This window comes from Bacteroides sp. D22 (genome assembly GCF_000163675.1).
GTDB classification, from domain to species: Bacteria; Bacteroidota; Bacteroidia; order Bacteroidales; family Bacteroidaceae; genus Bacteroides; species Bacteroides xylanisolvens.
Genome location: NZ_GG774800.1, coordinates 244419 through 258178, shown reverse-complemented (window position 1 = coordinate 258178; position 13760 = coordinate 244419). Strand labels below are relative to the sequence as shown.

Annotated in this window: 11 protein-coding genes; all 11 read left to right on the top strand. The window is 41.6% G+C overall.

What is annotated here, in order from left to right; all coding sequences use genetic code 11:
• Window positions 1–189, top strand: a 189-nt coding sequence (locus HMPREF0106_RS17155) for a transposase domain-containing protein (RefSeq protein ID WP_009039460.1), incomplete at its 5' end; no start/stop codon positions are given.
• A gap of 670 nt (window positions 190–859) precedes the next feature.
• Window positions 860–1975, top strand: coding sequence for a hypothetical protein (locus tag HMPREF0106_RS17160; protein ID WP_032851152.1), 1116 nt, complete (start codon window positions 860–862; stop codon window positions 1973–1975).
• Entirely contained in the window at window positions 1968–3422 is a 1455-nt protein-coding gene (locus HMPREF0106_RS17165; RefSeq protein ID WP_009039457.1) for a lipopolysaccharide biosynthesis protein, read from the top strand. Before HMPREF0106_RS17160 ends, HMPREF0106_RS17165 begins: the two co-directional genes overlap by 8 nt.
• Window positions 3423–3463: 41 nt before the next feature.
• On the top strand, window positions 3464–4591 hold the full coding sequence (locus HMPREF0106_RS17170) for a glycosyltransferase family 1 protein (protein ID WP_008775881.1): 1128 nt from the start codon (window positions 3464–3466) through the stop codon (window positions 4589–4591).
• Window positions 4592–4619: 28 nt separating this feature from the next.
• Complete coding sequence (locus HMPREF0106_RS17175; RefSeq protein WP_008775882.1) at window positions 4620–5795, top strand: glycosyltransferase family 4 protein; 1176 nt, start codon at window positions 4620–4622, stop codon at window positions 5793–5795.
• On the top strand, window positions 5792–6544 hold the full coding sequence (locus HMPREF0106_RS17180) for a glycosyltransferase family 32 protein (RefSeq protein WP_008775883.1): 753 nt from the start codon (window positions 5792–5794) through the stop codon (window positions 6542–6544). The genes HMPREF0106_RS17175 and HMPREF0106_RS17180 overlap by 4 nt, the downstream gene beginning before the upstream one ends.
• A gap of 18 nt (window positions 6545–6562) precedes the next feature.
• Window positions 6563–7420, top strand: a complete 858-nt coding sequence (locus HMPREF0106_RS17185) for a glycosyltransferase family 2 protein (RefSeq protein WP_009039456.1) — start codon at window positions 6563–6565, stop codon at window positions 7418–7420.
• Window positions 7421–7447: 27 nt separating this feature from the next.
• Complete coding sequence (locus HMPREF0106_RS17190) at window positions 7448–8224, top strand: class I SAM-dependent methyltransferase (protein WP_008775885.1); 777 nt, start codon at window positions 7448–7450, stop codon at window positions 8222–8224.
• Window positions 8208–9764 carry a CotH kinase family protein gene (locus tag HMPREF0106_RS17195; RefSeq protein WP_009039455.1) on the top strand — a complete coding sequence of 519 codons (1557 nt, stop codon included), beginning with the start codon at window positions 8208–8210 and terminating at the stop codon, window positions 9762–9764. Before HMPREF0106_RS17190 ends, HMPREF0106_RS17195 begins: the two co-directional genes overlap by 17 nt.
• Before the next feature lie 30 nt (window positions 9765–9794).
• A complete protein-coding gene (locus HMPREF0106_RS17200; RefSeq protein WP_009039454.1) occupies window positions 9795–11009 on the top strand; it encodes a glycosyltransferase family 2 protein in 1215 nt (404 codons plus the stop codon).
• Window positions 11010–11079: 70 nt separating this feature from the next.
• Complete coding sequence (locus tag HMPREF0106_RS17205; protein ID WP_009039453.1) at window positions 11080–13737, top strand: ATP-binding protein; 2658 nt, start codon at window positions 11080–11082, stop codon at window positions 13735–13737.
• Window positions 13738–13760 lie beyond the last annotated feature (23 nt).

Here is a 13760-nt window from a genome sequence, read left to right as displayed (position 1 = left end):
ACTCTTTTCTCCGGTTCACATGAAGCGGCACATGCAGCGGCAATATTCTTTTCACTGATGGGATGTTGCAGGGAAAATAAGGTGAACCCAAAACTATGGATGCAGGACGTGTTGATTAGGGTACAGGAGAATGAAAGAGAAAAGAAAAACGACTACGCCGATTTACTGCCATTTAATTGGAAAGGATAAACAAGAAAGATAAATAAAGTCAAAAGCCAGACATGCTTCGTTTGGCTTTTGACTTTATTATAGCTTGGAGAGAAATACGGGCGAGGCCGAATGCTTACGCCCACGCATGTAAACCGTACAGCCTACACATATGGGCTGTGCATCACACACATGTGGGCTATAAACTTATCGCTGTTAAAGTTGGATTATTAAGCCATGATAATCGTATTTATACGGATTAATTACAACAAAAGCAAGCTATTTCATGCATATAAGACCTTTATTCGGCTATTTTGTAGATGACAGATAACCTGTTTTTGCTGGTAAAAGTATGATAGATACATTTTTTAAAGCCATCTATCATACTTATTCTTCTAATAGTAAGGAGACTATTAAAATGCATGATAGTATGATAGATGTTTTTTCACTATGTAGTATTTAGCTGAACGTTTTTCTGTGTCATCAACATTCACAACATTTGTTACCAGATAGTAAAAGCTCTGTTAAACGAGAAATGCCAATAAAGAAGAGGCTATACTCTTAAAATACAGGAAGCTTGGTGCGAACAAGAAGAAGAATGGTTCGTTCAAGGAGCCGAGCAATGAAAAGAAGATCAAAAAAAGATAGTTATTTTCATATCTTTCATTACCTTTGTGGCACAGCTTAGCTGTTCAAAATCAAAGGAAAAAACATGAATGAGAGTGAAGACACAAGCAATCCATCGGTAAAAGCACTCATTGTCTTTAGAGAAAACGGAGATACGGACAATTTGTTCGTACCAATTTTGTGCGATGCGATCAGGATGGCTGGCATTGACGTGCGATGTTCCACAAAAGAGTTTTGGGAGTCGGATACGGATTATGATATCATACATTTCCAATGGCCGGAAGAAGTTATAGGCTGGACATGTAGCAACCCCGACACTATTCGCCGACTGGAAGAACGTATCCGTTTTTTTCGTTCACGAGGAACACGGTTTATCTACACACGACACAATGTCCGTCCACATTATGCTAATGAAATCATAAGCCGAGCCTATGATATTATCGAATCGCAGAGTGACATCGTCGTACACATGGGGCGTTTCAGTCGCGACGAATTTCTCACAAGATATCCTGACAGCCAGAATACAGTGATCCCTCACCACATCTACCAATACACTTACAAAGAAGATATCAGCGTAGAACGCGCACGCCAATATCTCAATCTGTCGCAAGATGCATTCATTGTCACTGCCTTTGGAAAATTTCGCAATCGTGAAGAAATACGCATGGTGCTCGGAGCGTTCCGCAGCTGGAATGAGGAACGCAAGATGCTGTTAGCTCCACGCCTCTATCCTTTTTCAAGACACAACAACTATGGCAGGAATTTCCTCAAACGATGGATTTCAAGGGCCGGATATTATCTATTCATGCCACTGTTTAATCGCATATATAAACTACAGGCAGGAGCCAACGACGAGCTGATAGACAACTGTGACCTGCCCTACTATATGGCTGCTTCAGACGTGATATTCATCCAACGGAAAGACATATTAAATTCGGGTAACGTACCCCTTGCTTTCCTCTATCACAAAGTGGTGGTAGGTCCCAAAGTGGGAAATATCGGCGAACTGCTTTCCGAAACCGGTAACCCGACATTCAATCCCGACAACAAAAAAGACATCCTGCGAGCACTCGAAGAAGCCCGCCGGCTTGCCGCATGGGGACAAGGGGAAGTGAATTACACGTACGGCATGGAAAATATGAGCATCCACAAAGTGGGACAAGCATACGCACAAACATATAAACAAGCAATCAATGGCTAATAACATTAAGAGTCAATTATTTTCAGGGGTATTTTACACTGCATTGGCTAAATACAGCGGCGTCTTCATATCCCTTGTCGTAGCAGGAATACTGGCCCGCCTATTATCACCGGATGACTTCGGAATCGTAGCTGTCGCTACCGTAATCATCGCGTTCTTCAATCTTCTCACCGACATGGGAGTATCTCCGGCCATCATCCAACACAAATCGTTGACTAAAGATGATTTGTCGGATATTTTTTCATTCACCGTATGGACAGGTATCGGAATCAGTGTCTTATTCTTCGCTTCTTCGTGGATTATTGCCGATTATTACCAGAGCAATACTCTACGGACTTTGTGTCAACTGCTGTCTGTCAACCTCTTTTTTGCCTCTGCCACCATCGTGCCGGGAGCATTGTTCTACCGGAACAAAGAATTTAAATTCATAGCTATCCGTAGCTTCGTTATTCAAATCTCCGCAGGTGCAGCCGCCGTGACCGCTGCCCTTTGCGGAGCAGGACTATATGCATTAATTATCAACCCGATTGTATCCAGCATACTGATATTCGTTATCTCCTTTCAGCGTTATCCGCAACGGCTGCGCTTCACATTGGGGTTGACGGTACTCCGGAAGATATTTTCCTATTCTGCCTACCAATTCCTGTTCAACGTCATCAACTATTTCAGTCGAAATCTGGATAAACTACTGATTGGCAAATACATGGGCATGTCCGACTTAGGATATTATGAGAAATCTTACCGCTTGATGATGCTGCCTTTGCAGAATATCACACAAGTCATCACTCCGGTGATGCACCCTATTTTCAGTGATTTTCAGAATGACAAAGGAAAACTGTTAAGTTCTTACGAACGCATTGTTCGTTTTCTTGCCTTTATTGGTCTTCCACTTAGTGTACTGCTTTTCTTCACAGCAGAAGAAGTGACAATTATTATTTTCGGTAATCAATGGATGCCATCCGTACCTGTATTCCGGATTCTGTCACTCTCCGTAGGGATTCAGATTATACTTTCTTCGTCCGGTTCCATCTTTCAAGCGGCAGGCGATACACGGAGCTTGTTTGTGTGCGGAGTATTTTCATCTGTACTCAACGTGGCAGGTATATTGCTCGGAATCTTCTACTTCGAAACGCTGACAGCAGTGGCAAGTTGCATCGTGATAACGTTCACCATCAACTTTATACAATGTTATTGGCAAATGTACCGGGTAACTTTCCGAAGAAGTGCCTGGCCATTCATGCGTCAGCTTATTTCTCCATTGATAATTAGCACTTTGATAGTGCTAGCCCTTATTCCGATGCAATATGTACTGGAAGGAATGAATATTTTTGTGACAATTATTGCTAAAGGTATAATTAGTTTTATTATCTTTGGAGGATATATACAGGCTACGCATGAGTATGACATTATAGGGAAAGTGCGGAGTATCATGTGTAAGAGAAAGTAAATAGACAAAATAAACAATATACAGAGATTTATATATAACGAATGAAAGCCTTGTTCCTTATATTCCATGGCTTTGACAAAGCCAATGGAATTAGTAAGAAAATACATTATCAAGTGAAAGCCCTCAAAGAATGTGGAGTGGATGTTCGCCTGTGTCATTACGATATCACCGCTTATGGTGAACGCCGCTGGAAGGTAGATAACGAAGTCATTGCCGACTTTGGCACAGGAGCTGCCGCCAAAGTTTGGAAACGTGTCTATTATTCTCCTATTATAGAATATGCCCGCCGCGAAAAAATCGAACTGGTATATATCCGTTCCCATCACAACGCCAATCCGTTTACCTTACGACTGGTGAAACTGTTAAAACAGACAGGTGCCAAAGTGGTAATGGAAATTCCAACTTATCCATACGATCAGGAATACACTTCCCGGTCTATGAAATTTTATTTGCTCATCGACCGTTGCTTCCGACACCAACTAGCTAAACATCTGGACGGCATTGTCACTTTCTCCAACGCGGAAACGATCTTTGGAGGAAAAACCATACGTATCTCCAACGGAATAGACTTTGATGCCATTCCCATGAAGCAAAGCCAAAATGACACTTCACATGAACTGCATCTTATCGGTGTAGCCGAAGTACACTATTGGCATGGATTTGACCGCATGGTGAACGGAATGGCAGAGTACTACCGGACTAACCCCGATTATAAAGTATATTTCCACATCATCGGTCCACTATCCGGCGAACGGGAACGGGAAGAAATTCTGCCTGTCGTCCGCAACAATCATCTGGAACCGTATGTCATCATGCACGGACCATTACATGGTGAGGAACTGGATATCCAATTTGAAAGAGCAGATTTCGCTATTGGTAGCCTCGGACGCCATCGAAGCGGTATCACTTATATCAAGACACTAAAAAACCGTGAATATGCCGCACGGGGATTTGCTTTCACATATTCAGAAACGGACGAGGATTTCGATTCCATGCCTTATGTATGGAAGGTTCCTGCTGACGAATCGCCAGTAGACATCCCGGCGTTGGTTGAATTTCAGAAGTCATTGAAAACCACGCCACTTGAGATTCGCGAATCGGTCCGTCCATTATCATGGAAAGCCCAAATGCAAAAAGTAATTGAGAAGATAGGATTTAAGACACAGTAAATATAACCAAAGTTACAAACAATAGTTGATGAGCAAACAGATTAAAATAGCCTACTGCATTCCCTCTCTCTATTACCCCAGCGGTATGGAGCGGGTGTTAACGCTAAAAGCAAATTATTTTGCTGAACATTTCGGCTATGAAATACATATCATTCTGACAGACGGCAAAAACAAGAAGCCTTATTATGAACTTCACCCGTCTATCACCCTCCACCAACTGAATATTAACTACGATGAAATGTACGGGCGCACTTTGCCAAAAAGGATTCTCGGATATTGGAAAAAACAACGATTGTTCAAAAAGAGACTTAATGAATGCCTCTGCAACATCCGTCCGGATATTACAATCTCCCTCCTCCGCCGTGATATTAATTTCATCAATAAAGTGAAAGACGGGAGCATAAAAATCGGAGAAATCCATTTCAATAAATCCGACTACCGTGCATTCAATGACAATCACCTTCCCATGTTCTTGCAACGGATTGTGAAGGAACACTGGAGACGACAACTCATACGTCAATTGCGCCAACTGAAACGCTTCATCGTTCTTAGCCATGAAGATGCCGCTCAATGGACAGAGTTAAACAATGTAAGCGTGATATACAATCCACTTCCCTTTTACCCGGGAGTATCTTCCGACAATTCACAAAAACAGGTAATAGCTGTCGGACGATATGTACCGCAAAAAGGATTCGACCGCCTGATTCCTGCCTGGAAGATTGTCAGTGAACAACATCCAGATTGGACGCTGCGCATTTACGGAGATGGCATGCGCGAAAAACTACAACAACAGATTGACTCGCTTGGCATTTCATCCAATTGTGTTCTGGAGCATAGCGTACCGAATATTGTAGACAAATATTGCGAAAGTTCCATATTTGTCCTATCGTCACGGTTCGAAGGGTTTGGAATGGTTATCATTGAAGCAATGGCCTGTGGCGTCCCTCCGGTGTCATTCACCTGTCCCTGCGGTCCGCGCGACATCATTACTGACAGCAAAGATGGTCTATTAGTAGAGAATGGAGATATCGAAGGCTTGGCCGGGAAAATATGTTATCTCATTGAAAATGAAAAAGTACGGAAAGAGATGGGCAAACAAGCACGCATCAATGTGGAACGTTTCAAGATTGAACACGTGGCACAAGAATGGAGAGAGTTATTCGAAACATTAACAAAACAACCTTATAGCGATCAATTATCATGATACCAAAACTAATACACTTATGCTGGCTAAGCGGAGATCCTTATCCGCATAAGATACAGAAATGCCTGGACAGTTGGAAGAAGCACCTCCCCGATTATGAAGTTATGTTGTGGGACTGTAACCAATTTGATCTGAAAAGCAGTCTGTGGGTAGAACAGGCTTTTGCAACCAAAAAATATGCTTTTGCGGCAGATTACATCCGCATGTATGCTCTCTATCACTACGGAGGTATCTATCTCGACTCCGACGTAGAAGTGCTAAAAAGCTTTGACGAGTTTCTGAAACTTCCCTATTTTGTAGGAGCTGAAAATGCAGGTACTATCGAAGCAGCTATCATAGGAGCGGAAAAAGGATGCGACTGGGTAAAAGCTTGCTTGGATTATTATCAAAACAGAAAGTTTGTAAAAGAAGACGGACAAATGGATATCCGTATGCTACCGGAAATAATGAATGAGACGATACAGAAACTGAAACCTGTATATAATCTACCATCCGGAAGCAGGATTAATGAATTAGAAAAGATAGATATGCAGACGAAGGTATGTGTGCTTCCGTGTGAATACTTTTCTCCAAAAGTCTTCGATTCGCGACAAGTGATTTTGACCCCATATACGTATGCGATCCATCATTATCAAAACTCATGGTTCTCACACAAAGCATTTTTTTATTACCGTACAAGAACGCTCCTTATCAGAATATTCGGGTATCGGTGCGTCAGAAATATAGAGAGATTCTTACGAAAAAAATAATATAAATTAGATACAACTATGAACAAATGGTACAGTAAATATCTGCAAGTATACGAAAAACCGTTCTCTGAAGCTTCTCCGTCCATAGTTGAAGAAGTGCGCCAGAATATTGCAAAGTTACAAAGCAATAACCCAATTGTCACAGTGTCACTGATCGGGTATAATGAGGAAAAGCATTTACTTGCCTGTCTATGGTCTTTGAGCGAAATGCAATGTAAATATCCTGTTGAGATTATCGGTGTAGACAACGAATCGAAAGATCGGACAGCTGAGATTTTTCAAGCATGCGGAGTGCCTTATCATACGGAAACCCAGCATAGCTGTGGTTTTGCCCGACTTTGTGGTTTGAACAACGCACGGGGAAAATATCACATCAATATTGATTCCGACACAATGTATCCACCCAAGTATGTAGAAATGATGGTGGATGCTTTAGAGCGTCCGGGAGTGGTGGGAGTCAGCTCCTTATGGAGTTATATTCCTGACGAAAATCACGCACCGATCGGATTGAAAATATATGAAGCTGCCCGTGATTTGCATCTGTGGATGCAATCTTTTAAACGTCCCGAACTTAGTGTACGCGGTCTTGTATTTGCCTATCGCACAGAGTATGCTAAGCAAACAGGCATCCGCACCGATATTATTCGCGGCGAAGATGGATATCTGGCTTTACAACTTAAACAATTTGGTAAAATAGCATTTATACGTAATCGTAAAGCACGTGCAGTAACAGGATATGGAACGGTGGGGGTAGACGGAAGTTTATTCAACAGTTTCAAAGTGCGCGTTGTAAAAGGGTTGAAAGGTATGGGAGGTATATTCACAAAGAAAAAAGAATATAAAGATGAAGATAGCAATCTGATTAAAAACAAATAACTTTCACACACTCTAAAAAAGAATACTATGATTATCCGTAATCCGTATGACAGAGATGACCTGAATATCGGTAAGAAAGACAGGGTACTAGAAGTAGGGTCGGGACATAATCCGACTTACCGGGCTGATGTTATTGTAGAGCAGTATATGGAAACGAACTACCACCGATGCGGAAATCTTAAGATTTATCCACACCAGGATTTTATCAATGCAAACGGAGAAGTATTGCCGTTTAAGGATAAGGAGTTTGATTATGTGATTTGTAACCAAGTACTTGAACACGTTGAAAATCCGGCAGATTTTATTCGTGAACAATGCAGAGTATCTAAGAGAGGATATATGGAAACTCCTAGTCTGTTGGGCGAGTTTCTTTTTCCTAAAAAATCTCATAAATGGATTATCCTCTATCTGGATAAAAAACTAATTCTTTTTGAGAAATCGAGGATGCCGGGAAATTATGAAAATAATTATGGTGAACTGTTTCTGAATTATCTGCCTTATCAGTCGCTGACCTACAAACTGCTATGGCTCACCGAAGGAGACTTGATGCTAAACCGATGTGAATGGAAAGATAATATAGAATTCATCGTTAACCCGATTGATGAAAAATATACAGATTTCTTTACCAAACCGTGGAGCCGGCAGATGGTGGAACAGCTATATCCACGCAGAAGTGCAGTAAAAGAATTAAAGAAAGTGGGTAGCGCTCTCTATTATATGATAAAAAATAAAGTAAAAAATAAGACTCATAGACATGTTCCGATAACTTTGGAGGAATATATGAAAAATGAAAAGAAAAAATAATATGATATTCAATTTTGTCTTATCTAAAATGTATATAAGATTGGCATGTACTCTATCGATTGTACTATTGTCTAGCTCTTGCATTGATACAAAAAACAATTTGTTTGTTGACAAGGGGAATTTACTTTCGTTCAAATTTGAAAAAAAATTAAATCCTCAATTAGCAGAAGATATAGAACTACCTATATATACTAGTCATAATAAATTAACTTGGTATTTGGACAAACCCATTGATGCAAGCAACCTAATAGCCTCATTCAGTACAGAAAGAGGTAAATTATACATCAACAATAAAGAACAAAAAGACGGAGTAACCGCTAACGATTTCAGTGAAATCATCACATATACCTTTAAAGGAGATAATGGAGAAACAAAAGATTATCAAGTCCGATTGTTACCATATACAGGACTGCCAGTTGTCATAATCAAAACTAATGGAGAACACCCACTACTGGATCGGGAGAATTGGCTCACTGCATCATTCGAAATTAAAGGAATGAATCATTTTGAAGATTTCAAAGATTCTATTGAAGTAAAAGGAAGAGGAAATGGTACATGGAGATTTCCTAAAAAACCATTCAATGTGAAACTAAACAATAAATCAAGCATACTTGGAATGCCTAAACACAAAAGATGGAGCTTCCTCGCTAATTATAGAGATAGAACCTTACTTCGAAATGATGTCACATTTCATATCGGCTACATAGCTGACAACCTACAATGGACCCCCAAAAGCCAATTTGCTGAAGTAATCTTTAATGGTGAGTATCAAGGGAACTTCCAAGTTTGCGAACAAATCAGAGTTGACAAAAACAGAGTTAATGTTAAAGAATTAACAGCAGAAGATGTGGATGAGCCACAAATTACTGGTGGATATCTATTAGAATATGACTCATATTATGATGAACCTAACAAATTCAGGACTCCCATCAACAATTGGCCGGTCAACATAAAAGAGCCAGATGAAAAAGTGCTCAACAAAGCGCAACTTGAATACATAGAAAACTATACAAACACATTTGAAGCACTTCTTCAGGCTGGAGAATATGAACAAGTATACAACGAATATATCAATGTTGAGTCCTTTATCGACTATTGGATGGTACAAGCAATAGTTGGAAATAAAGAAATGGGATACATATATAGTGTATACTGCTATAAAGACCGCAATAAGAAATTGTATGCCGGCCCATTATGGGATTTTGACTATACTACTTTTACGACAGAAGCCGAGAATAATAATAAAAGTGCTGTCTGGTACAAATATTTATTCAAAGATCCTAATTTCAAAAGAAAGGTTGTAGAACGTTTCTGCCAACTTAAACCACAGTTAATAGGGATTGCTGATTATATCTCCGAAAAAGCAACTGCACTTTCTCTGTCTGAAAAGGAAAATTCAAAATTATGGCCACTCTCAAATCTTGATAGTACCATCATACCAAACAACGATGAAAAATTAACGTTTAACGAAGCAATCAGTCGAATGAGAAGTATTTATCTAAAAAGATTGGAATGGATTGAACAGCAACTAAATAATTAATTTTATAACTCTAATAAAGAATATACAACTATGAACGAAACCATTGCCCTCTGCCTTGAAATTATTTTCTGGCTTGCCCTGTTCATTGTGTTCTACACCTATCTGGGCTACGGAATTGTGCTCTACGTTCTCGTCAAGTTGAAAGAGCTTTTCGTGAAACCTGTGAAGCGTTCGTTGCCGGCATCGGACGCTGGTTTGCCGGAAGTTACCCTCTTCATTACGGCATTCAACGAAGAAGATGTAGTAGACGAAAAGATGGAAAACAGTCTTGAGCTGGATTATCCTGCGGACAAGCTGCATATCGTATGGGTGACAGACGGAAGCGACGACGGTACGAACGAACGACTGCAAACCCGTTGGCAGGGGAAAGCGACAGTACATTTCCAACCGCTCCGGCAAGGTAAGACGGCTGCAATGACACGTGGAATGACGTTGGTGGACACTCCGCTCGTTGTTTTTACGGATGCCAACACCATGGTAAACCGGGAAGCAATACGGGAAATCGTACTTGCTTTCCAAGATCCGAAAGTGGGCTGTGTGGCTGGTGAAAAACGGATCGCCGTACAGACCAAAGACGGGGCGGCTGCCGGTGGTGAAGGTATTTACTGGAAATACGAATCAACCCTGAAAGCACTTGATGCACGGCTCTACTCTGCCGTAGGAGCAGCAGGCGAACTATTTGCCGTGCGTCGTGAACTATTCGAAGCAATGGAACCGGATACGTTGCTTGATGATTTTATTCTTTCGCTCCGGATCACCATGAAAGGTTACACCATTGCTTATTGCACCAATGCTTACGCCATCGAAAGCGGTTCGTCAGATATGCGCGAAGAAGAAAAGCGGAAAGTGCGCATCGCTGCGGGAGGATTGCAGTCTATCTGGCGACTTCGTCCGTTGCTGAATCCTTTCCGCTACGGGATACTTAGCTTTCAATATACGTCGCACCGGGTATTGCGATGGTCTATTACTCCGTTCCTGTTGTTCACTCTCTTCCCGCTGAATATTGCGATTCTGCTGTTAGGTGGTTCCACGATATTTTACGGAGTGCTGCTTGCCATGCAGGTTCTTTTTTACGGGTTGGGATATTGGAGATATTATCTATCCACCAAACAGATAAAAAACAAGTTGCTTTTTATCCCCTACTATTTCCTATTTATGAATGTCAATGTGCTGAAAGGCATCCGTTATCTGAAAAAGAAAAAAGGAAGCGGAGCCTGGGAAAAGGCAAAGCGCGCTGAAAAGTAAAACAAATGCTATTATCTTTTGTTATCCTTACTATAAGACATTAGTCTCTATCATCTAATAAAAAACAGACATGAACAGAATATTACATGATGCGAATAACGCACAAAGAATATTGAAACTGACGGCAGATACAATGCTATTGGTTGACAGGCACGGAGTCTGCGTAGACATTGAGCCTCATTGTGATCTATGGTTTCTGCAAGAGGATATACTTTTAGGAAAAAATATATTTGAGCTTTTACCAGAATATACGAGAGAGAGGGTGATGCCCATCTTCCAGATTGTACTCGAAGAACAAAGAAGCATCAGCAAGAACTTCAAGTTGGTGCTGAAAGACGAAACTTTTTACTTCAAATGCCTCATGTTCCCTTATGACGGTATGGTGCTTTGTCAATATCGCGACATCACGCAAAGAAGCAACGTAAAAAGACAGTTGGAACAAGCAAATCTCACCCTGCGGGCTATTCAAAAGGTAGCCCAGATAGGACAATGGACGTACAATACGAAACAGAATATTTTTCATTATCTTGGATATACCGGTGTTTTGTGCGAGGAAAATGTGCAAAACCTTGCCATTGAGAAATATGTGGAACTGATTGTAGAAGAAGACCGTCAGAGTTTTATGGAATGGTGTCGGGTGAACGAAAGGGAGCTCAACATGGAGAGCATCAGCTACCGGGTCCGCCTGAACGGAGAAATCTTCTATATGCGTATCCAGACTTATCTGCGTGAACAGCGCTCCGACGGTAGTTTCAACATCGAAGGCTATATCCAGAACATCACAGACATACAGCATCGCAGAAATGACATCAATACACTGACTCATGCCATCAACAACGCCAAAGAAAGTATCTTTGCCGCCAAGCCCGATGGCACGATTATCTTCGCCAACCGTCGTTTCCTATACAATCATGGTATTTCAGAAAACGAAGACATCAGTCAATTAAAGATTTACAATGTCGCCGCAGATATGCCTACACAAGAGGCTTGGAACGAACGTTGCAAAGATGTCATACACGGTGGCAGCAGTAACTTTGTGGCCCATCACCCATCTAAAATCAATAAAGGAATATTGGCTTATGAAGGTACGATGTACAACGTGACCAATGATTCCGGAGAAGAAAGTTACTGGTCGTTTGCCCATGATATTTCCGAGAGGATTCGGTACGAAGCCCAAATCAAACGGCTCAACCAAATCATGGATACGACCATCAACAATCTCCCTGCCGGGATTGTAGTGAAGGAAATCAACAACGACTTCCGATACATTTACCGGAATCGGGAGGCCTACAACCGCGATCTTTATAAGAACGACCCTGTCGGCAAGAATGACTTCGATTTCTACCCGCCTATCGTAGCCGAAAAGAAGAGACAAGAAGATATCCAGGTGGCTACCACCGGAAAAGGTCTGCACTGGACTGCTGAAGGAAAGGACAGAAACGGAAACATGATTATCCTCGACAAACGGAAAATCCGGGTGGACGGTGACGAATTATCTTCGCCTATCATCGTCAGCATCGAATGGGACATCACGGAGCTGGAAATAATAAAACGGGAACTTCAATCGTCGAAAGAGAAAGCGGAAATGTCTGATAGCCTGAAGTCGGCCTTCCTCGCCAATATGAGTCATGAAATACGTACGCCGCTGAATGCTATCGTAGGTTTCTCGCATCTCATTGCCGAAAGCGATGATGCGGAAGAACGGAAGACGTATTATAACATCGTAAACGCGAACAACGAACGTCTCCTGCAACTTATCAACGAGATTCTCGACCTCTCGAAGATTGAATCGGGAACCATCGAGTTTTCCTTCGGACCGGCTAGTCTCCATAATCTCTGCCGGGAAGTGCACGATGCTCATATATTCCGTACTCCGCAAGGAGTAAGCCTTGTCTATGAATCCTCGGACGAAAGTCTGATGATTGAAACGGACAAGAACCGGGTATTCCAGGTGATTTCAAATCTGATTGGAAATGCTGTCAAGTTTACGAAGGAAGGAAGTATCAGTTATGGTTACAAACTGGTGGACAATCAGATTGTATTCCACGTAACGGATACCGGAACAGGAATTGAACCGGAGAAAGTGGGGCGTGTGTTCGAGCGTTTTGCAAAGCTGAACAATCATGCGCAGGGCACAGGATTGGGGTTATCTATCTGTAAGTCTATTGTTGAACGGCTCGGTGGAAAGATTTCCGTCAACTCCGAATTTGGCAAGGGGACGACGTTTACATTTACTTTACCATACACGATTGCAAATCCTGCAAATGTGGATTCTTCAAAGAAAGAGAATGGTGAAGGGAACATTGCTGGAATAGCATCTGCCGGGAAAACTGCAGATTCGAGTGTTGACAGTTCTGCAAATACACGGCACGCCTGTATTTTGGTTGCCGAAGATACGGACAGTAACTTCGACTTATTGGAGGCTATTCTAGGTAAAGACCATCAGCTTATACGTGCGCATGACGGAATGGAAGCTGTCACGATGTTCGATGAGGTGAAACCGGATCTTATCTTGATGGATATCAAGATGCCGAATCTGGACGGACTGGAAGCTACAAAAATCATCCGTGAACTGTCTGCCACTGTTCCTATTATTGCTCAAAGTGCCTTTGCATACGAACAGGACAGGAAAGCGGCTGAAGAAGCGGGGTGCAATGATTTTATAGCTAAACCAATAGCGGATGATAAATTGAAAGCAATGATTCATAAATGGTTGCTTCCTTCGTAGAGAGCTTAATCCCTCATGATACA